The organism is Clostridium sp. D46t1_190503_E9 (genome assembly GCF_015555225.1).
In the GTDB taxonomy this organism is placed as follows: domain Bacteria; phylum Bacillota; class Clostridia; order Clostridiales; family Clostridiaceae; genus Clostridium.
The window spans coordinates 243835-264979 of the sequence record NZ_JADNKB010000003.1; the positions used below are offsets into that span (position 1 = coordinate 243835).

A 21145-nucleotide genomic window follows, 5' to 3' on the forward strand; every position below is an offset into this window, starting at 1 on the left:
AAAAATGAAGTAGCTAATGAAATGGGAGTACCTTTCTCAGACTATAATGGAGACCTTACTTCAAAACAATGCGGTAGCGTTGGTGGAGAAATGGTTAAGAGAATGGTTGAACAATACGAATCAAAAATTAAGTAGTTAAAATAAAAAAGAGAAGTGTTTATCCACTTCTCTTTTCCTTATGGAGCGAAAGACGGGACTCGAACCCGCAACATTCACCTTGGCAAGGTGACGCTCTACCATTGAGCCACTTCCGCACAAAAAAGCTCATTTTATCAATGAACTTAATATGGTGGCTTACCCGGGAATCGAACCCGGTACACCTTGATTAAAAGTCAAGTGCTCTACCGATTGAGCTAGTAAACCATAAGCTTGGTGCGTGTTAAGAGATTCGAACTCCTGGCCCACGCCTTAGAAGGGCGTTGCTCTATCCAGCTGAGCTAAACACGCATATTTGCTACGTTGTATATAATAACCCAAAAGGTCGGATTTTGTCAACAACTTTTTTAGTGAAATAATGAAAAAATTAAATTAAGAAATATAAGTTGTCAAAGATAAGTAGAATATGTTCCATAAGCTAAATAGCTACGAAAAAAGTGCTAGGCTTATTTTACAGTCTATTTTTCTTAGCCAACTTATATTTCATAAATTAAGATAATTAAATAAAAAATTAGCCTCATTAATGATATGTATTAAATCTAGAATTGTATTCGACATTATATAAAAATAGGAAAGCTAATACATATCATTAAGTTCAATTATTTAATTACTATTTCTTCTTCCTTTGCATCAACAACTACATTTGATCCATATCCAATTTCACCTTTTATAATCTTTCTTGCTAAATTATTTTCTAGGCTATTTTGTATATATCTTTTTAATGGTCTTGCTCCATATACTGGATCATATCCCTCTCTTGCCATAATTGTCTTTGCTTCATCTGTTACTTCTAAAGTAATATTCTTATCTTTCAATCTACTTGAAACTTCTTTCAAGAATATATCTATTATCTTCTTAATTCCAGTTTCTGATAATGGCTTAAACATAATTATATCATCTACTCTATTTAAGAACTCTGGTTTAAATCTTAATTTCATTTCATTCATAACTTGAGTTTTTATATTTTCATCAACTATATCTTCATTTTTATTTTCTAGAAGATAGCTACTTCCTATATTAGATGTCATAATTATTATAGTATTTCTAAAATCAACAGTTTTACCTTTATTATCAGTTAATCTTCCATCATCCAGAATTTGTAAGAACATATTAAATACATCTTCATGTGCTTTTTCAATTTCATCAAATAGTATCACACTATATGGATTTCTTCTTACAGCTTCAGTAAGTTGCCCACCTTCATCATATCCTACATATCCTGGAGGCGCTCCAACTAATCTAGATACTGAATGTTTTTCCATATATTCAGACATATCAATTCTTATTATATTTTCTTCTGAATCAAATAGATTTCTTGCTAAAGTTTTTGCAAGTTCTGTTTTACCAACTCCTGTAGGTCCTAAGAATATAAATGAACCAATTGGCTTATTTACATCTTTTAATCCTGCCCTTGCTCTTAATATTGCATTAGAAACAGCTGTTATAGCTTCTTCTTGACCAATTACTCTTCTTTGCATTTCATTTTCTAATCTTAGAAGTTTTTCTCTTTCTCCTTCTAATAAATTTGTAACTGGGATTCCAGTCCACTTAGAAAGAATTTTAGAAACTTCCTCCTCGGTTACTTCTTCTTTTAAAAGAGCTCCTTCGTAATTTTCTTTTACGTCCACTTCCTTTTGTCTAATTTCTTCTTCTAATGCTGGAATAACACTATATTGAATTTCTGCTGCCTTATTATAGTCATAGCTTCTTTGAGCTGCTTCTAGATCTCCTCTTGCATCATCTAATTTAGATTTTAAATCTCTTAAATTAACTATTGCATCTTTTTCCTTTTCAAATTTTGCAGTCATTTCATCATTTTTAGTTTTTAATTCTGCTATTTCTTTTTCTAAAGCTACTAGCTTTTTCTTAGAACCTTCATCACTTTCCTTAGTTAAAGCTTCTTTTTCAATTTCTAATTGGAATTGCTTTCTTCTTATATTATCTAATTCTGTTGGTAATGAATCTATTTCTGTTCTTATCATAGCTCCAGCTTCATCTATTAAATCTATAGCTTTATCTGGTAAATATCTATCTTGAATATATCTATGAGATAATTTTGCTGCTGCTATTAAAGCAGTATCATGTATTCTCACACCATGGTGAATTTCAAATCTTTCTTTTAACCCTCTTAGTATAGATATAGCATCTTCTACTGTAGGTTCTTCTACAACTACAGGTTGAAATCTTCTTTCTAACGCTTTATCCTTTTCTATATATTGTCTGTATTCATCAAAAGTTGTAGCACCTATACAATGAAGCTCTCCTCTTGCTAGTAATGGTTTTATTAAATTACCTGCATCCATGGCGCCATCAGTTTTTCCTGCTCCAACTATAGTATGAATTTCATCTATAAATAAGATTATTCTACCTTCACTACTTTGAACTTCTTTTAATACAGCTTTTAATCTTTCTTCAAATTCACCCCTATATTTAGCTCCCGCAATAAGGGAACCCATATCTAACGAGAAAATTACTTTATCTTTTAAACCTTCTGGTACATCCCCTCTAACTATTCTCTCTGCCAATCCTTCTACAATTGCAGTTTTACCAACACCAGGTTCTCCAATTAGCACTGGATTATTTTTTGTTCTTCTTGAAAGTATTCTAATTGTTCTTCTAATTTCATCATCTCTTCCTATAACTGGGTCAAGCTTATGTTTTTTAGCTAAGTCTGTAAGATTAGTTCCATACTTGCTAAGCGCATCATATGTTCCTTCTGGATCTTGTGTTTCTACTCTTTGATTTCCTCTTACTTCTTTTAGAATTTCCATGAAATTCTTCTTGTTTATATTATATTTATCTAATAACCTTTTAACTTCTCCATTTTTATCTACTTCAATTATTGCAAGCATTAAATGCTCTACGCTTATATAAGAATCCTCAAATTTTTTAGCTATATCTTCAGCCTTGACTAAAACTTCTTCGATTTGTCTTGTAGCATAAACTCCAGAGGAGTTAGCACCTTCTCCCAAAACCTTTGGCTTATTATCTAGTACTTTATTTAAATCTTCATCTAATGATTTAACTCTAACTCCCATCTTAGTTAAAATATTTGGTATTAATCCATCCTCTTGTTCCACTAATGCACAAAATAGATGAATTAACTCTACTTGTTGATGGTTATATTTAACCGCTACTAAACTAGCATTGTTTAATGCTTCTTGTACTCTTAAGGTCATTTTATCTATATTCATGCTTAACTCCTCCTCACATTTACAACCTCAAACATATTTAATATATCCTTATATTCATATAATAATACAAAAGTCAAAGAAAGTCAAAGTTTATTTTGCTTATTTTTTTGAAAATTTTATATTTATTAATAAATAAGCTATAATTAAATTATAACTTAATTCTATTAGAAAAGAGGGGATTTTATGAGAAGAGAATATGTGAGTTACCAGGAAGATGCTCCAATTAAAATAACTTATGCAAATATACAAGAATACCCTATTCACTGGCATAATTCTATTGAAATATTATATGTTTTACGTGGGAGTGTTAACATTAATATAGATACTGACTCATTTGAGTTACTTGAGAAAGAATTAGAAATAATAAATGTTGATGAGGCTCACAGAATTTATAGTAATGAAGATAATAAGGTATTAATATTTCATATAGATCCTTACTTTTTTGAAAAATATTATAAAGATATAAACAATATATTCTTCTATACAAATTCTACTGATGATGGTGCTCAAGAAGGTGAAGAATATGATCTTCTTAGAAATTTTTTAGCCAAACTCTTATGTGAAGCTATTCAAAAACTTGATGATTATGATAAGGAAATTGAATCAATTTTAATAGATTTATTATATCACCTTATAAATAACTTCCACTACTTAACTTATGAAAAAGAAGAGCTAAAAGAAAAAACTGAGCAATTAGCTCGATATCATAGAATTTCTAAATATATATTTAATAATTATGATAGCAATATAACTTTACAAGAAATTGCGAAAAAAGAATTCTTAAGTCCTCATTATCTATCTCATGAGATTAAATACGCAACTGGAAATAGCTTTACTGATTTAGTTAACCAAACTAGAGTTGAAGAATCTGTTAAGCTTTTATTAGATAGTGATTTGAGTATTTCAGATATATCTGATGAAGTTGGTTTTTCTCATGTAAGATATTTAAATAAAAACTTTAAAAATTATTATGGTTGTACTCCACTTCAGTATAGAAAGAAAAATAAATTAACTGAAAAAGAACTTGAAGAAATTAAAAAAATAGATATATTAAAACTTGAAGAAGCTTTAGAATATTTATCTTCTGAATTAGATGATTATGAACGTTTTAACTATGAAAATAAATTGTGGAAAATTCATGTAAATATGGATAATAGTCTTGGAGAATTCAACAAGGATTATAGTGAAGTTATAAATTTAGATGATGCCTTTGATTTATTATTAGAAGATAATAAAGATATTCTTGAAGAAATTCAAGAAGAACTTCATTTTAATTATGTAAGGCTCGAAAATATGTTTAATAGTGATATGGGAGTATTTCCTAAAGCCGATTTTTATAATTGGAATAAAGCCAAAAGTGTAATAGAATTTTTAGATTATATAGATTTAAAACCACTTATATTAATTGATAACTCTAATTTTACTTTTGATAAATATAAACAAGTTCTAACTAGCTTCTTTGAATATTTTTCAGAGATAGATTATATTGATGTATCGCAATTTAAATTTCAATTTACACCAGCTATATCTAAAAACACCAAAAAGTCATTAAGTGCATTTTTAATTGAAGAGTATAATTTAGATGTCATTGAAAATGATTTTATATGTGATAAAAGCTTAAATAAAATTTATGATACTGCTTATATGCTTCCATATATAATTCATAATACTATTTTTAATAAAAACTCATTAAGCTTCTTAAGAGCTTTTGATGTTTTAGAAAAAGAAATAAGTCTAACAAATGAAGTATTTATAGGAGCCCCTGGACTTGTTAATGATATGGGAATTAGAAAACCATCCTATTACGCATATTACTTGCTTAGCAAATTAGGAAATGAAATAGTTGCAATGGAAAATGGATATATTGTAACTAAAAAGGACGATGAATATTGTATTTTGCTATATTCATATAATGATGAATTGAATGAAATGCAAAACTTCGAAGATATTTTTACTAAGCGTGGTAAAAGAAAAATATATAAAAGAAAAATTTCCTTAAACATTGAAAATATAAAAAAATCTTCTAGAATCATTACTTACGAGATTAGTGAAAGAGTTGGATCTTCATATAATTATTGGTTATCCATGGGTTCACCAGATAGACTTAATAAAGAGGAAAAGGAAATTCTGCACAAAGCATCTTTTCCTAAGATAGAATTTAAATATTCAAAGAAAAATGTAATACTAAATATAATTACTGAACTTAGGGGTTATGCTGCTAAGCTAATTTTAATAAAAAGTATTAAATAAAGTACAAAGAAACCAAATTTTATGGTTTCTTTGTACTTTTTTAATTTATTTATTTTAATTTTAATAACTTAAATGTACTTAAATATCAACACTTAAGTCAATGCTTTTATACTTAGATTAAACTATAATTTAATCATAATAATAAACTAAAAAAGTTTAGAAAGGATTGATTATTTAATGAGAGGCTTATTCTTTATGCCTGGTATATTATCAAAATACTCAATATTAAGCATGTTAACTGCAATTTTACATCCATCTAAATAACTGCATAGATAAAATAAAAATTCTATAGAAACTTGAAGTTTATAGTATTTATTATATATTTAATTAGAAAAAGAATAAATAAAAGGTGGCTAATCTACCTTTTATTTATTCTTTTTCTAATTTCATAGCTAAAGTAAAATACTTTAGGGAATCCTTCACTTCGCCTAGCTTATAATACATTTCTGCCATGTCTAAATATCTTTCATATCTTTTTTCTTTATTAGCAAACTTAAATAAAGAATCCAAAGATAAATTCATATACATTTCTGCTTGAATATATAGCCCCTTCTTTTGAAGTATCATTCCTTTTAAATAATAAGCTTCTTCTATTAATACTATATCATTCGTATCAATAGCTAAATTTAATGTTGTATCAGTAATTTCATATGCAACATCGTACTCTTCATTATTATAAAGAGTTTTTATACACTTATTTAAAAATTTAACATACTTCGCCTTATTATCAGGTGGAAATAAGTCTATTCCATCTTTAATCTCTTTAATGGCTTTTTCTCTTTCATTTACATAAAAATAACTCTCACCATTTTTTCCTTTTGCTAAAGCTAAAATCATTGTATTTTCCTTTTGGCATTCATACGCTAATTTTATATATTTATCCGCATCACTTTTTCTTAATTTAATACATGCAGTAGCAAAACAATGGTATATATCTCCTTTTTCAATATCACCATCAATATAAGTTATGTAATCTATTGCTTCTTTTATAGAATTATAAGTTTCTTGTAATAATCCTAATTTTTCATAAGACTTTCCTTCTTTATAGCAAATATATGAATATTTTTCTTTATCGAACTTCTCAGAATCCTTTATAAGATCCTTTGCTCTACTATAATAATTTACTGCTTCATTATACTCTTTAATACTATAAAAAAATGTAGCCATATCTATGTAGTAAGTTATTGTATTCTCACGAGTATTATTTTTTTGGTACAAATCATAATATTGAGATATTATAATTTGTATATTTTCAACCTTATTTTTTTCCACATAAAAATTAAACAGTATATGCATAAGCTCAAACGCTAAATCATCATAGGAATATTCTAAAGCATAATTTAAATTATGGTTTATCACATCATCTATTTCATCTTCTGGTATTGAATTATTTCTAATTAATTCAAGATTACTAACTATTTGTTCTTCAACATCTCTAACTAAATAATCATAATCAATTTTAAGCTTGTTAGATATATATTCTAGAATATCTTTATCTGCCTTTATTTTTCCATTCTCAATGCAGCTCATTTTTGATATGGATACTTTATCTCCACATAATTCTTTTAAAGTTATCCCTTGATATACCCTTGCTCTTTTAATTTTTTCTCCAGTTGATAATATTTCCATTTAAACCCCCGCTTGAGTTAATTTTTAAGTATTCCTATTTCCTTAAAAATATTAACTCCTTCATCTAAATATTTAGCTGCTTCAAAATCTCTTTTATTATCTATATAAAATTTTCCTATCATAATTGCTAACTGAGCAGATTGCTTCTTTAAATTGCTCGTTCTAGCTAACTTATAAGTATCTAATAAAATATATTCCGCTTCTTTAGACATTTCTTTTATTGTATAAATTCTATACCATAATATATTTAAATCTATTAATTTCTCCATATCATCTTCTTCCATATATGAAGCAATTTCTTCTAATACTTCCTCACACTTAGAAATATTCTTTAACTTAATATAATTCTCACATATATTTATTAAAGTATCTATTATCTTGTAGTCTTTTCTCCTCATTCTTATATCTTTAGATATTTCATAATGTTTAAAGGATTCCTCTATATTTTCAAACTCATAAAATAACTTACCTAAATTATTCTCTATTTCAGATATATTATTCAGTTCTTCTAATTCTTTATATACTTCCAAAGTTTTTTGAGAGTACTTAATAGCATTAGTTAGATCTCCCTTTTTATTATATTCTTCAGATATTAATAGTAAAGTTTTAGCATACTCTTCTCTATTCTGAACTTGCTCAAATTTACTTTTTGCTAAAAATGAATAATCTATTGCCTTTCCTATATTTTCAGTTTTAAAATAGGATCTAGCCATATAATAATATATTTCCCCAAGCAATGAATCATCGCCAATACTATTATCTAAGTAGACCTTTTCAGCTTGTCTTAAATAACTATTAGCAGAATGATATGCTTTTAACTTCAATGTTATTTTACCCAAATTTAAAAAAGTATTTATAATTTCCTCATAATTATTATTTTTAATAAATATTACGTTTGATGATAAGAAAAATTGCTGTGCTAAAGTTAGTTCGCCCTTAGCCATGTATATTTCAGCCCTTAGATATAGTATTTTTGCCTTTCTATATTCCAAATTATATTTTTCTACATAATATAAAGCATTTTCTATATATTTTTCTCCTGTTATATAATCTCCTGATAAAATATAAGATTCAGCAACTTGTTCATAATAAATACTAATCTTTTCAGCCTGAGTTTCTTCAGACTCCATTAAGTACTCAACTGAAGTTTGTAATGCACCTGCTAAGTATTCTAATAAATCCATAGAAGGATTAGATCTTCCTGATTCTACCAAACTTATTTGTCCAGGGGTTATCCTATCTCCAGCTAAATCTTTAAGGGTCATATCTAATTCTTTTCTTCTTCTCTTTATTTTTTCCCCTAATGCAAGAATTTCCATCAATACTCTTCCTTTTCATTACTATAAATTAATAATTTTTCAAATTTTTTGTTTTTATTCAATTATATCATAATTTAACAAATTTAAATAGTAATTGTTACTGAACTACTTTATAGATTAGATTTTTTTCGTCAAATTATAAATTTTATAATCAAATTTAGAATATTTTTTCATTTTTTATTTATTATATCATTAAATATATCTAAAATACTATAAAAATTGTAAATATTGTTATTGAATTTATATAAATTATAGTGCTATTTTAATAATAACAACAAAAAAAGAGTAGATTTCCTACTCTTTTACTTCATATAACCCATTATTGTATCATAAGCATCGCCAGCCATATTAATTGCTCTCTTACTAGCTCTTCTTATATTTCTTTGTGTCCTTCTATCTAGTTGTGGTAAAACCATAGCGCTTACTGCCATTCCTAGCATTGCACCAGCTGCCATACTTCTCATCATCTTTGCCATAATTATCACCTCTATAAATATTCTTGATTAGATATACTTATTATTAGTAATATTATCTTCTTTACTCTATGAAAATTATGGAATTTATATTATTTTTGTTTATTATATAAATATTCAGCGTACTTTAATACATCTAGCTGATTTTCTAAAGATATTTTTTTCATAAATACATTTAACTGATTTATTATTTTCACACTTTCATTTTCTATATTAGTAGGATTTTCATTAGAAGAATCTTCATTATTATATGAATCAAGTGATATGGCTACATCCTCTTCACTATTTCCTACAACTATTATTTTCTCTTCTTTTCCACTAACAATTTCTAGTATTTCTTTTTTAATTTTGTTACTAGCTACATATAATTCATTTTTATCTAGCCATTTATCAACTACTCTATCTGAAACAATTGATAATTCTTGTTTGCATTTTTCATCAGCAATTTCATTAAATAAATCACCTGTATGGCTATCAACTTTTACAAAAATAACTTCTATGCCACTATTAATTAATTCATTCATTTTATTATAGTAATTAATAGATGATTCTTCTCTTCTTTCCCAAAATCCAGTAGCATGATGGGCTATACCTTCATAATCATGGAATATAACAACTTTTTTATCCTTATTCCTTATTGCATATTCAACACCTTTTATTGATGCTTCCAATTCTCCTGCAATTTGTCTGATATTACTTTTAGTATTATCCTTTGCTGCTGATGATTCTATATATTCTATAACATTATCTCTAACTGCAACTAATCCATAAGAATACTTTTCAGAACTTATACTATAACTTCCATCAACATATATATGCAAACAATCTTCTGGATATTTATCTATCCCCTTTTTTAATAACTTACTACCTTCTTCTAAGAACTTTTTAGCTTCATTTATATCTTCAAAGCTCTTATATTTTGCCCCCTTAACACCCTTTACATATTTCAAACATTCTGCCCATGTATTAACGATTATATTTTCTACTTTTTCATTAGTAGTAGAATTAAATCCTTCTTTTATTGCATAAACTTTTTTACCCATACTCTATGCTCCTTAAAATTATCTTCAAATATTGTACATTATTTTATAATGACATGACTTCTTCCACAAAATTATAAACTTTTTCCACATTTCTTGCACCAGTAAAGTTAGTAACATATTCTATTATATTTTTAATAACTAGAACTATATCATTTTTCCCTTCCCAGTTTTCTAATATTATGTTAGTTGAAACATCAGCTATAATCCTATCAATAGCAAAAAACGCCACTGCTATTTCATCTACTTTACCTATAAAGGGAATATTATCTGGTATTATATCCGTTGGAAATGCGATATATGCAATTGCTCCTGATATTATTAACTTAGTCTTAACTGGTACTCTCTTATCTTTTAATAATCTATATAATAAAGCCGCCATATCTGGTATTATAAATAAATAATCACTATATGTCTTTATTTTTTGTGGTAATTTATTTTCTAAATATCCTCTTCCACTACTATAACAATCTTTTACTTTTTCTATATTTTCATCAATTTCTTCAATGACTTCTTCATCTTCATCTTCAAAAGCTTCAGTTTCTTCCTTTTTTAAGTTTCCATCTAAAGAAATATTTATATTTGCTACATCCACATTTAATATATTTTGTTTAATATGTATATCTGCAATATCTAGGTCTACATAAGGCACTTCTTTTAGTAAGCTTTTTAAATTTATAACAATTTTTCCGTCTTCATAATTTATTCCTTTTTCTTCTAATGACTTAAGCGTATATTTTAATGCCATTTTTCTTAATAAAGAAAACACCTTAATTTTAGCTATTTTAAATGAAGAAACTTCCCCATGAATAATTCCATTTTCAACTCTTTTAATTTTTACTCCAGCAATAAAATCTATTTTAAAACCTTTAACGTAGCTTCCAAATAATTTTATTTCCTCACCAATTTCAATCTTAGATAAATTTAATCCTTCTACCTTTACAAAATCATTTATAATACTTAATAAGTCCTCTCCTGTTAACGAAACCTTAACCCCTGATATATTCATAATTACCTCCTATAATACAAGTTATTTATGCATTTAAATACATGTCCAAATTTGTCCCAATTATATATAAAGCCTTGTCCTTAATATATACGTCACTTATGGATGTGTTATATAAAGTACCATCACTCTTTACCTTATTTAAATCAATTATTATATTATTATCTTTTATATTTATATAATCTTCTCCAAGCATTTTTACAATGGCCTTTAATATTACATTGCTTGCTCCCTTCAATAACCCTAAGCTAGTTATATTTAAATTTTGTGCTTCTAATATTATTTTATTATTACAAAAACTTTTTATATATATAACTCCTTTAAAGCTAGCATTTATTTTCGCCCTAATTTTCCCTGAAAATGCTACTCCATTAGTAATTTCTATATGGGTTACCTCTATTCCTTTTTCTTTTCCTTTTAAATTGATTATCTCAGTAATATCTTCTGACGTTAATACAGTTGAGTTAAGCATTTTTAAAACCTCTCCTTGCTATATTACTTGTTAAAGATATTAGTCTAATTAGTCAATAATTTAACTTAAAGTATACTCTATTTGTAAGACTTTTAAAAGATATCTTTTCAATTTTACAGATTCACCAATACTTACATTGGAAAAATATATGATTTTAATTAGACTAAATATTTTTAAATGTTACAATATTCTTAGAAATCCATCTTCTATTTAGGAGGTAATGATGAATAAAATAAAGAAAAATATAATTTGGATACCAATAGTTACTGCTATTTTTTCTACATTAGTTTTGGGATATACAAGTTTTGGCTCCAAAGCTAATCATAATAAACAATATTCAGGTTTTTTAGAAGATATAACTAGTAATAATATTTCCAAGGTTATTTTTAATAATAACTCTAATTTAACTGTATTCTTAAAAGATGGAACAAAATATTCAACAAATGATCCTGATAGTCCTACTTTGAAAGAAGAGTTATTAACACATAATATAGAAGTATTAGATCAAAATAGTACAAGTACTCCTAAAACAGTTGCTTCAAGTATTCTTTTGATATCAATTGTTTCAATTGTTTTTGTAACTATTAATAAAAGAAAACTTGGATCATCAAGCATGACTAATTTAGATGTTAAAGATTTTTCAGAAGATCAAAATGCTCTAAACTTTGATTCTGTAGCTGGTAATGAAGAAGCAAAAGAAAGCCTTATGGATATAGTAGATTTTCTTAAGAACCCTCAAAAATATAAAGATTATGGTGCTAGAATGCCAAAAGGAGTTATCCTTTATGGTTCTCCAGGTACAGGTAAAACCTTACTTGCTAAAGCAGTTGCTGGTGAGGCTAAAGTTCCTTTCTATGCATTAAGTGGATCAGACTTCGTACAAGTATATGTAGGGGTTGGTGCTGCTAGGATAAGAAATTTATTTAAAAAGGCAAAAGTTCAAGGTAAAGCTGTTATATTTATAGATGAAATAGATGCAATAGGTAAAAAAAGAGGTGGCTCTAGTGCATCTAGTGGAAATGATGAAAGAGATCAAACCTTAAATGCTCTATTAACCGAAATGTCAGGCTTTGGTGAACAAGAAGGAATAGTTGTTATTGCTGCAACTAATAGATTAGATACTCTTGATTCAGCATTATTAAGACCTGGTAGATTTGATAGACATATAGAGGTTTCATTACCTGATATAAGTGCTAGAGAAAAAATAATATCATTACATTTAGAAAACAAGCCTCACGATATCATTGATTTAAAAGATATCGCTAAAAAAACTGCATACTTTTCAGGTGCAAAACTAGAAAGCTTAATTAATGAAGCTGCAATTATAGCAGCCAAAGAAAATTCTGTCTCGCTGACTCAAGATCATATAAATAAAGCATACTCTATTGTTCTTGCTGGTTATGAGAAAAAGGAAAGAAGTCATTATCTTGAAGAAGATAAGCTATTAACTTCATACCATGAAGCTGGACATGCTCTTGTTTCATTATTAAAAACACCTGACGATAAAGTTTCAAAAATAACTATAATTCCAACAACTAAAGGTGCTGGTGGTTATACATTAACTATACCTAAAGATAGTTCTTATCAAAGATTAGATTATCTAAAAAATAGAATTATGGTACTCCTTGGCGGAAGAGCAGCAGAAGAAATTATATTCGGAAAAGATAAAATTTCAACTGGAGCTCAAGGTGACCTAAGTCAAACAACAGAAATGGCAATGTCCATGATTTCAGAATATGGCATGGGAAAAACATTAGGTTTATTAAAACTATCTAGCCTCGGACCTCTTTCAAATAGTTATGGAAATCCAATAGTTGAAGAATGTAGGGAACTTGTTAATTCACTATATGAAGAAACTTTAGAATTGCTTAAAGAGAATAAAAAAATTCTAAATAAAATAGCTATGAATCTTATAGAAGAAGAAACTTTGGACGAAAAAGAAATATACAGCTTATTTAATGAAAAAATTTAATAAATAAAAATTTAAAAGGAGCTGTTGCATAAAGTTATACCAATGTAAAATTTAAAATTAAGGTAGTATTTCATCCTGAAATACTTAAATTTATATTATTTAAAAACTACTTTCAGTAGTATTCACCTTAACTCTACATTCTAAATTTTACATTTCTAATTATGCACAGCCCCCTATTTTTCTATTGTACTTTTCTATACCAAAAAACAGTTTCCATAAAACTATCATTATAATATAAGTCGTATGAGACTCTATCTAATTCTTCTCTTTCAATTAATCTATTTCCTACAATCCTTCTTTTATATGGATTGCTAGTATTTAGTCCATCAATTTGTATCCTATAAAGAGTATTTTGATAAATGAATGTTTTAAAAATTGGCTCAGCCTCAAAAGTTAATTCTAATATTTTCATATATGTCTCTTGACCTAATGAAACCTTTTGTGAATTTTCCCTAATAATCAAGTTGTTTTAATCTTAAGATTAATTGCTCATGACTTGCTTCTACTAATTTATATAATATTATTTTTCTTTCTATTTCTTTTTGAAGTTTATCCGAATTACTAAATAAGTCCCTTACCATATTAATTGCATAAGCAAGAACACTTGCTACTCCTGCACTACCTAGCTCAAACCCCATACTCTCTGTCTCTGAAAGTTGTCCTTTCATCAGCTTATATATCTCATTACAATAAGCCCCTTTTATAATTATAATGTCATATTTATACTCTAATCCAATTAATAATTCTGATGGATTAAAAGCTTCAAATGCTGGATTTTCTTGTTCTAAAGCTATAAGTTCATCCAATACAGTACCTGGAGTTTTATTTAAAGTTTCAGCTAAAGCCATTATTACCTTATTTGAATACTTTTCTATTTTCTTATTTGTATGAGTTGCAAGCAATTGTTGACTAACTCCAGTTTTTTTATATACATCATATCTCTTACTGTTATTCCTTTGCAGATATAAATCTAAATAATTCATTCTCATTCTCCTCTTATTTTTATTGATCCATAATTATTTATTACTAAAATATTTTTTACTACTTAATTATATTATACTACTTTTCTTATAAATTGTTCCGAGACACCAAGAAATATTTTTCATAACAAAAAAACCAAGCATATATTTACTTGGTAACAAATTTAATTTATTCTATTTTTAATTTATTCTATTTTTAATTTATTCTATTTTTAATTTATTTTATTTTTAATTAATATACATAAATTCAAAATTTTAATTACCTATTTTACATGGGAGTCGCGAAACGCGACTTCCTTTTTAATTCTTTATTTTAGTAACTCCAATATATTTCATAAATACTATTCTACTCAAAGCTATTTTCATATATGTCAAATAATACTGTTATTTCTACACCTATTTCTTATCGTAATCACCAACTACATTAGTCTGATTATTTGCGAGGAAATTTAATGATAAAACAGTTCCTATTAGCAACATAAAAGTAGGTATCTTCTTCAAAAGTAACACCGTCCTACTTACTTTGATATATTTTATCTAAATGTTTCAATCCATTCAAGAGGTTTACTACACAATTTCAAATGGGCTAACGAAACGTTAGCCCCTTTGAAGTCCTTGATTTTACTGCCTTAGAATAGTTTTCCTTCATTATTTTACTTTTTCATAGCTTCAACTTTTTCTCTTTTCATAACTCGGCTACTCTAAGTTATTTCCTTAACTCTTTACTCTTTCACATTTTCACTTTTCCCATTTTCCTCAGGGTATGGAACAATATAAGCTCCTTTAAGCCCATTTTTATTTAATTTAATTAACTCTTCTTCTGCTTCTTCATAATCCCGATAATATCCTAAACAAATTCTCCATCCTTCTCTTGCTGGAGTTTTAGGTTTTTTTATTGGAATATCAATTAAAACCTTATCAACCATAGCTAAACAAGCTTTGGCTACCATGTACCCATATTTAATACTACTAAAGTTTTTCTCTATGTCTTCGTTAGATATAAATTCTGCTTCAATTATGACCGCAGGCATATTAGTTTCTCTTAGCACAGTATAACTTGCTTCTTTTATTCCTCTATCATTAGACTTTAAATTTGCTAATAGCTCATCTTTAATAAATTTTGCTAAATCTTCTGATTTACCTCCTTTTTCAAAGATTACTATTTCACTTCCTTTTATTGAATCATCAACAAAGGAATTCATATGGAAGCTAACAAAATAATCTGCATTCCAGTTATTGGCTATATTTACCCTGTCTTTTGCATCTAAATTTGCATCTGATGCTCTAGTCAGTAATACTATTTCTCCATTTCTTTCTAACAATCTTTTAGCTTCATATACTGCTTCTAAGACTATATCAGCTTCTCTTCTACCATGTTTTCCTATTGCCCCTGGGTCATTGCCTCCATGTGCTGCATCTAACACCCATTTTGCCAATTCTGTCCCTCCTATTATTTATATATAAGAATATAAATATTGTATTAATTCATAATTTAGTATACTTATAACTTCAACACTTGGTTACAAAATTAATATCTCCATCTTCATTTTTGACAAATAGAAAAATTAATCATCTTATAGTCCTAATATCTTCATTAATTATTAGAAAAACATAAAAGCTACTCCAAATTCTCAAATCTAGGAGTAGCTTTCCATTAAATTTCATTTTCTTTTACTTTATTTTTGATACTATTAATATAATTTTCAATATCTATATTTTCTCCTGATCCTTGAGCCAATATTTTATTTCCTCCACCTTTTCCCTTTATTTCCTTAATTGATTCTTTTAAAAGTTGCCCCATATTAACTTTCTCCAACTCTTTAGAGCATGAAAATAATATATTGGATTTATTATTATTTATAGTTGCAAATAAACAAATAATATTACCTCTATCAACTAATCTATTAGCTAATTTTCTTATATAATCAATACTTCTTTCATTAAATATCTTTGTTATAATTGTCAAATCAGTTTCTTTACTTGAATTAAGGATCATATTTTCTATTTCATATTCTATAAGATCTTCTTCTAGTTTTCTTTTTAAATTATTCAAACCGTCTATATTATTTTTTAAATTTTTAATACTATTTAATGCCTCTTCCTCATTACTACTTAAATAATTACATATATCTTTTAATACTTTATCTTTAAATAAAGAATCTTTAATTGCTCTTTCTCCAGCTAAAAACTCAATTCTAGTATTATCTTTATTTTTTTCGTGTTTTCTAATTTTAATTAATTTTAAATCTAAAGTTTTCTTTGGATGAACCCCACAACAAGCATTAATATCTAAATCACCAATTTTAACAACTCTTATTTCTTCTTCTGTATTAGGCAAATCTCTTCTTAAATTCATATTTTCCAGCTCTTTTTCGCTAGGTACTAAGCTCTCTACTAAAATATTTTCTCTTATTATCTCATTTGCCATTTTTTCAGCTTTTCTTATTTGATCTTCAGTTAAATACCCAATAATATCTACTGTGCTAATATCTTTTCCTAAATGAATACTTAATGTATTTCTATTAAAAAGTTTAAAAAAGCATCCTGATAATACATGTTGAGCTAAATGCTGATGCATTCCATCTTCTCTTCTATCCCAATCAATCTTACCTTTAACGTTAATTTGGTCTGATATATCTTCTGAAACAACATGATATATTTCCCTATTTTCTTCATATACATCTAATACCTTTACTCCATTTAACTCACCTAAATCACAAACTTGGCCTCCACCACCTGGGAAAAATGCTGTTCTATCTAAGGCTAAATGAAATTTACTATCTATTTTTTTAATACCTACAATTTTTGCTTCAAAGTCTTTTAAATATTGATCTATGTAATATAATTTTTCCATATTTTTCACCTATTAATAATCTTCCTCAACCATTAAGTATATTTCTTTTGATATATTTGCTATCATTTCATAGGCTTCATTACCCCAATCTAAAAGGTATCTTTCATCTTCACTTCCATTTTCATAAGGCTCCTCACTTAAATCACCTATGTCCTTTGTTAATATTACTATTATATAAGGATCTTTAGCATATACTATTCCAAAATCATGATAATATCTATAATAATCTCCAATTTTATGCGATACTATATCATAAGGCACATATTTATCTATTCTATCATGAAATACAGTTTCTTTCATGTATTCTATAAGTTTTTCATAGTAAGGATTATTATCTGGATTTTCATATAATCTTTTTAATACTATATATAGCTGCTCTGCTGTAATATAATTTTCATAAGGAATACTATCATCTTCCGTTATACCTCTTAAATAATCTGTTAATGATATATCGCTTATTCTATGTAACATATTTTTAGCAACATTATCTGATTCAACAATAGATAAATAAACAGCTTCTCCAATAGTTATGTCCGGCACTTCTGGCAAGTAGTATAAAACTCCACTTCCACCTTCACTATCTGCTTCTTCATAATAAATAGTATCTTCTAATGATATTGTACCTTCAAAAACTTGATCTAAAATCATCATACATAAAGGTACTTTCGTTGTACTTGCTGCTACATAATATTTATCTGCATTTAATATATATTCCTCATTTGTATTTAGATTCTTATAGTATATAGATATATTATCCTTATAATCTCCTACTATTTCATCTATCTTTTTATCTATATTTGAACCTATCTTCTCATCCATATTTTCGTCTTTTATGCTATTTGTTATAAAATTACTTTTATCACACTCTATAACTTCCTCTTTTTTAGTACATCCTTGTAAAAATAATATGAGTATAATAATTGATAAAACATGTACTTTTTTCATCTATGCCCCCTATTTCAAAGCATTATTTTAATTATATTTTTATAATTATTATATCATATATAAATTCTTATAATTCTAAATGCAAATTAAAAGAGCAAGTAAAAGCTTATTTTCTTACTTACTCTTCCATTTTAATTTTTATATTTTACTATATTTCTTTTCAATAAATCTCTTAAATTCTTTATATTTTAATTAATTTCTAGAAAGCTGGAATTACTGATCCATTATATTTCTCTTCAATAAATTTCTTAACTTTATCTGATGTTAAAGCCTTTGTTAAAGCTTGTATTTTATCACTATCTTCGTTTCCTTTTTTTACAGCCAATACATTATAATATTTTTTTGAAGCATCGTTAGTTGCATCTTCTAAATAAATAGCATTTTCAGCTGGATTCAATCCTGCTTCAAGGGCATAGTTTCCATTAATAACGGCAATACCTACTTCTTCTAAAACTCTTGGTAATTGAGCCGCTTCAAGCTCTTCAAATTTAAGTTTCTTAGGATTCTCTGTTATATCATTTGGTGTAACTAATTCACCGTCTTTTAACTTTATTAACCCTGCACCTTCTAGTACTCTTAAAGCTCTTGCTTCATTTGATGGATCATTTGGTACTGCAACTGTCGCTCCTTCTTCTAATTCATTTAAATCCTTAATATTAGAAGAATAAACCCCTAAAGGTTCTAAGTGAATACCTTTTGTATAAGTTAAATCTAAGCCTTTTCCTTCATTAGTTTCATCTAAATATGCAATTGTTTGGAAGTAGTTTGCATCTAATTCACTTTCTGATAAAGCTGTGTTAGGTGTTACATAATCTGTAAACTCTACTATTTTTACTGTATATCCTTCTGCCTCAAGATCAGGTTTTATCTCTTCTACTATTTCCTTATGAGGAACTGGAGTAACCCCTATTGTTATTGTTTTATCTTCACTCTTTGCCCCTGTTTCATTTTCCTTATTTGCATTTCCACAACCTATTAAACTTATTGCTAAAGCCCCTGTTAATAATAATGATAAAATTGATTTTTTTTTCATTTCTTTAACCCCCTCGAAATAATTGATAATGCATAATTGACAATTGATAATTTAGGATATAACTCTTATAGAGTTCTTTTAGTTAAATGTCTTTCATACATTTATCTTCTATATATTAATTTAATTTTTATAAACTTTATTTTGATAATTTTTTATATAGATAGTTTCCTAGCGACTGTAATGCTTGTACGATTATTATTAGAATTATTACTGTCACAATCATAACATCTGTTTGATATCTTTGATATCCATATCTTATTGCTACATCACCAAGTCCGCCACCACCTACTGTTCCAGCCATAGCTGAATATCCTATTATACTTATTACAGTTAATGTTAATCCTGATATTATTGATGGAACTGCCTCTTTTAGCATAACCTTAAAAATTATTTGTGTATTAGATGCCCCAAATGATTTGGCTGCTTCTACAACTCCTGGATCTACTTCTTTTAAGGATGATTCTATTATTCTTGCTACAAAAGGTGCTGCTGCTATTGTTAGTGGAACTATAGCTGCTGGTGTACCAATTGACTTTCCTACTATTAACTTTGTAAGTGGTATTATTGCTACCATTAAAATTAAAAATGGGAACCCTCTTAATATATTTATTATTGTATCTAAAACTCTATATATAATCTTATTAGGATTTAATCCATTTGGAGCTGTAACTACTAATATAATTGCTGGTATAAATCCTAATATAAGCGAAAATAATGTTGAGAAAAAAACCATTGCAATTGTTTTATTAAACGCTGGTATTAATATTTCTGACATTAATTAAGCACCTCCAATACCACATTTTTACTTTCTAAATATTCTATTACTCTTTCTTTATCATTTAGATCTACATTTATTACTAAGTTACCAAGCACATCTTCTCTAAATTTTTCTAATTTCCCCCAAACTATTGAAAAATCTATATCTAACTCTCTAGCCATTTTTGTAATAATAGCATTTTCTGATGATGTACTTGGAAAAAATAGCTTTATGTTAATCCCATTTGTAGGTAGTAACTCATCATCCTGCTCTCCTAAAAATTTCTTAAGAGAGATTTCTGGTTTTAAAAATAAGTCCTCTGAATTACCTTCTTCTTTTAAAATGCCCCCTTCTATTAAAGCAACTTTTTCACAAACCTCTTTAACTACCTCCATTTGATGGGTAACAATTACAATTGTTATACCTAATTCTTTATTTATCTTTGATAAAAGTGATAGTATATCTTTTGTTATTTTAGGATCTAGAGCTGAAGTAGCTTCATCACAAAGTAAAATCTTAGGCTCTAATGCTAAAGCTCTTGCTATTGCTACTCTTTGCTTTTGTCCGCCACTTAAGCTTGCTGGTTTTACATCTGCTTTTTCTGAAAGTCCTACTAAATCTAGAAGTTCAGCTACTCTGTCCTTTATTCTTTCTTTCTTAAATTTATTATAGCTACAAGACTTTATTCCTTTTTCTTTATTTTCAATCTTATATTTTTTATATTCTTCTTCATATCCCCATACATCTAATGGTAATGCTATATTTTCAGATACTGTTTTTCTATTGAGCAAATTGAATCCTTGAAATATCATTCCTAGCTTTTTTCTAAACTCCCTAAGCTCTAGTCCATTCAGTTTTTTAACTTCTCTTCCCATTACTGTAATTGATCCATTTTCATAACTCTCTAGGCCATTTATGCATCTAAGTAATGTAGATTTTCCTGCCCCACTATGCCCTATAATTCCGTATATTTCTCCTTCTTCTATCTTAAGTGAAACTCCCTTTATAACTTCAACATCATTGAATCTTTTACTTAAGTTATTAATTTTAATCACAAGTCATTCC

18 protein-coding genes and 3 tRNA genes are annotated in these 21145 nt (G+C 27.3%); 3 read left to right on the forward strand and 18 right to left on the reverse strand.

The genetic code is table 11. The annotated features are described in order from the left end of the window. On the forward strand, positions 1-135 hold a 135-nt coding region (locus I2E83_RS04910; RefSeq protein ID WP_195428833.1), incomplete at its 5' end, for an alpha/beta-type small acid-soluble spore protein. A 44-nt stretch (positions 136-179) separates the two neighbouring features. Here I2E83_RS04910 and I2E83_RS04915 read toward each other — a convergent pair. From I2E83_RS04915 to clpB, 4 genes are all read right to left on the reverse strand, one after another. Continuing rightward, positions 180-254: transfer RNA gene (locus I2E83_RS04915), tRNA-Gly, on the reverse strand. Positions 255-287: 33 nt separating this feature from the next. Continuing rightward, positions 288-363, reverse strand: a tRNA-Lys gene (locus I2E83_RS04920). 7 nt (positions 364-370) lie between these two features. Then, a tRNA-Arg gene (locus I2E83_RS04925) sits at positions 371-447 on the reverse strand. A gap of 308 nt (positions 448-755) precedes the next feature. Then, positions 756-3350 (reverse strand): ATP-dependent chaperone ClpB, encoded by a 2595-nt coding sequence (gene clpB, locus I2E83_RS04930; RefSeq protein WP_195262634.1) that lies wholly within the window; start codon positions 3348-3350, stop codon positions 756-758. A gap of 183 nt (positions 3351-3533) precedes the next feature. Here clpB and I2E83_RS04935 point away from each other — a divergent pair, with 183 nt between their 5' ends. After that, the gene (locus I2E83_RS04935) at positions 3534-5600 is read left to right on the forward strand and encodes a helix-turn-helix domain-containing protein (RefSeq protein ID WP_195262635.1); all 2067 of its coding nucleotides are present in this window, start codon (positions 3534-3536) and stop codon (positions 5598-5600) included. Between the two features lie 369 nt (positions 5601-5969). On the opposite strand, the gene I2E83_RS04940 is transcribed toward I2E83_RS04935, so the two are convergent. From I2E83_RS04940 to I2E83_RS04965, 6 genes are all read right to left on the reverse strand, one after another. Then, a complete protein-coding gene (locus I2E83_RS04940) occupies positions 5970-7229 on the reverse strand; it encodes a helix-turn-helix transcriptional regulator (protein ID WP_195262636.1) in 1260 nt (419 codons plus the stop codon). 17 nt (positions 7230-7246) lie between these two features. Further along, entirely contained in the window at positions 7247-8548 is a 1302-nt protein-coding gene (locus tag I2E83_RS04945) for a helix-turn-helix domain-containing protein (RefSeq protein WP_195262787.1), read from the reverse strand. Between the two features lie 302 nt (positions 8549-8850). Beyond that, complete coding sequence (locus tag I2E83_RS04950) at positions 8851-9024, reverse strand: YtxH domain-containing protein (protein WP_195262637.1); 174 nt, start codon at positions 9022-9024, stop codon at positions 8851-8853. 89 nt (positions 9025-9113) lie between these two features. After that, the gene (locus tag I2E83_RS04955) at positions 9114-10064 is read right to left on the reverse strand and encodes a ribonuclease H family protein (RefSeq protein WP_195262638.1); all 951 of its coding nucleotides are present in this window, start codon (positions 10062-10064) and stop codon (positions 9114-9116) included. A 43-nt stretch (positions 10065-10107) separates the two neighbouring features. Beyond that, positions 10108-11070: a YkvA family protein gene (locus I2E83_RS04960; RefSeq protein WP_195262639.1), complete on the reverse strand. Its 963-nt coding sequence runs from the start codon at positions 11068-11070 to the stop codon at positions 10108-10110. A 25-nt stretch (positions 11071-11095) separates the two neighbouring features. Beyond that, complete coding sequence (locus I2E83_RS04965) at positions 11096-11539, reverse strand: hypothetical protein (RefSeq protein ID WP_195262640.1); 444 nt, start codon at positions 11537-11539, stop codon at positions 11096-11098. 223 nt (positions 11540-11762) lie between these two features. Here I2E83_RS04965 and I2E83_RS04970 point away from each other — a divergent pair, with 223 nt between their 5' ends. Next, positions 11763-13511 carry an FtsH/Yme1/Tma family ATP-dependent metallopeptidase gene (locus tag I2E83_RS04970; RefSeq protein ID WP_195262641.1) on the forward strand — a complete coding sequence of 583 codons (1749 nt, stop codon included), beginning with the start codon at positions 11763-11765 and terminating at the stop codon, positions 13509-13511. A gap of 181 nt (positions 13512-13692) precedes the next feature. Here I2E83_RS04970 and I2E83_RS04975 read toward each other — a convergent pair whose 3' ends face one another. The 8 genes from I2E83_RS04975 to I2E83_RS05010 form a co-directional block, all read right to left on the reverse strand. Then, on the reverse strand, positions 13693-13923 hold the full coding sequence (locus tag I2E83_RS04975) for a hypothetical protein (RefSeq protein WP_195262642.1): 231 nt from the start codon (positions 13921-13923) through the stop codon (positions 13693-13695). A gap of 40 nt (positions 13924-13963) precedes the next feature. Further along, entirely contained in the window at positions 13964-14494 is a 531-nt protein-coding gene (locus tag I2E83_RS04980; RefSeq protein WP_195262643.1) for a helix-turn-helix domain-containing protein, read from the reverse strand. A gap of 719 nt (positions 14495-15213) precedes the next feature. Next, positions 15214-15927, reverse strand: a complete 714-nt coding sequence (locus tag I2E83_RS04985) for an N-acetylmuramoyl-L-alanine amidase (protein ID WP_195262644.1) — start codon at positions 15925-15927, stop codon at positions 15214-15216. Between the two features lie 218 nt (positions 15928-16145). Continuing rightward, positions 16146-17345: a DHHA1 domain-containing protein gene (locus I2E83_RS04990; protein WP_195262645.1), complete on the reverse strand. Its 1200-nt coding sequence runs from the start codon at positions 17343-17345 to the stop codon at positions 16146-16148. A gap of 12 nt (positions 17346-17357) precedes the next feature. Further along, positions 17358-18290, reverse strand: a complete 933-nt coding sequence (locus I2E83_RS04995) for a serine hydrolase (protein WP_195262646.1) — start codon at positions 18288-18290, stop codon at positions 17358-17360. A gap of 199 nt (positions 18291-18489) precedes the next feature. Continuing rightward, positions 18490-19323: a MetQ/NlpA family ABC transporter substrate-binding protein gene (locus I2E83_RS05000; RefSeq protein WP_195262647.1), complete on the reverse strand. Its 834-nt coding sequence runs from the start codon at positions 19321-19323 to the stop codon at positions 18490-18492. Positions 19324-19459: 136 nt separating this feature from the next. Beyond that, positions 19460-20098 carry a methionine ABC transporter permease gene (locus I2E83_RS05005; RefSeq protein ID WP_195262648.1) on the reverse strand — a complete coding sequence of 213 codons (639 nt, stop codon included), beginning with the start codon at positions 20096-20098 and terminating at the stop codon, positions 19460-19462. Then, positions 20098-21135 carry a methionine ABC transporter ATP-binding protein gene (locus tag I2E83_RS05010; RefSeq protein WP_195428835.1) on the reverse strand — a complete coding sequence of 346 codons (1038 nt, stop codon included), beginning with the start codon at positions 21133-21135 and terminating at the stop codon, positions 20098-20100. Before I2E83_RS05010 ends, I2E83_RS05005 begins: the two co-directional genes overlap by 1 nt. Positions 21136-21145: the final 10 nt, after the last annotated feature.

Bases quoted from the DNA above. Each gene is read 5' to 3' on its own strand.
- clpB (WP_195262634.1), bottom strand. From the start codon at position 3,350: ATGAATATAGATAAAATGACCTTAAGAGTACAAGAAGCATTAAACAAT.
- I2E83_RS04935 (WP_195262635.1), top strand. From the start codon at position 3,534: ATGAGAAGAGAATATGTGAGTTACCAGGAAGATGCTCCAATTAAAATA.
- I2E83_RS04940 (WP_195262636.1), bottom strand. From the start codon at position 7,229: ATGGAAATATTATCAACTGGAGAAAAAATTAAAAGAGCAAGGGTATAT.
- I2E83_RS04945 (WP_195262787.1), bottom strand. From the start codon at position 8,548: ATGGAAATTCTTGCATTAGGGGAAAAAATAAAGAGAAGAAGAAAAGAA.
- I2E83_RS04950 (WP_195262637.1), bottom strand. From the start codon at position 9,024: ATGGCAAAGATGATGAGAAGTATGGCAGCTGGTGCAATGCTAGGAATG.
- I2E83_RS04955 (WP_195262638.1), bottom strand. From the start codon at position 10,064: ATGGGTAAAAAAGTTTATGCAATAAAAGAAGGATTTAATTCTACTACT.
- I2E83_RS04960 (WP_195262639.1), bottom strand. From the start codon at position 11,070: ATGAATATATCAGGGGTTAAGGTTTCGTTAACAGGAGAGGACTTATTA.
- I2E83_RS04965 (WP_195262640.1), bottom strand. From the start codon at position 11,539: ATGCTTAACTCAACTGTATTAACGTCAGAAGATATTACTGAGATAATC.
- I2E83_RS04970 (WP_195262641.1), top strand. From the start codon at position 11,763: ATGAATAAAATAAAGAAAAATATAATTTGGATACCAATAGTTACTGCT.
- I2E83_RS04975 (WP_195262642.1), bottom strand. From the start codon at position 13,923: ATGAAAATATTAGAATTAACTTTTGAGGCTGAGCCAATTTTTAAAACA.
- I2E83_RS04980 (WP_195262643.1), bottom strand. From the start codon at position 14,494: ATGAATTATTTAGATTTATATCTGCAAAGGAATAACAGTAAGAGATAT.
- I2E83_RS04990 (WP_195262645.1), bottom strand. From the start codon at position 17,345: ATGGAAAAATTATATTACATAGATCAATATTTAAAAGACTTTGAAGCA.
- I2E83_RS04995 (WP_195262646.1), bottom strand. From the start codon at position 18,290: ATGAAAAAAGTACATGTTTTATCAATTATTATACTCATATTATTTTTA.
- I2E83_RS05000 (WP_195262647.1), bottom strand. From the start codon at position 19,323: ATGAAAAAAAAATCAATTTTATCATTATTATTAACAGGGGCTTTAGCA.
- I2E83_RS05005 (WP_195262648.1), bottom strand. From the start codon at position 20,098: ATGTCAGAAATATTAATACCAGCGTTTAATAAAACAATTGCAATGGTT.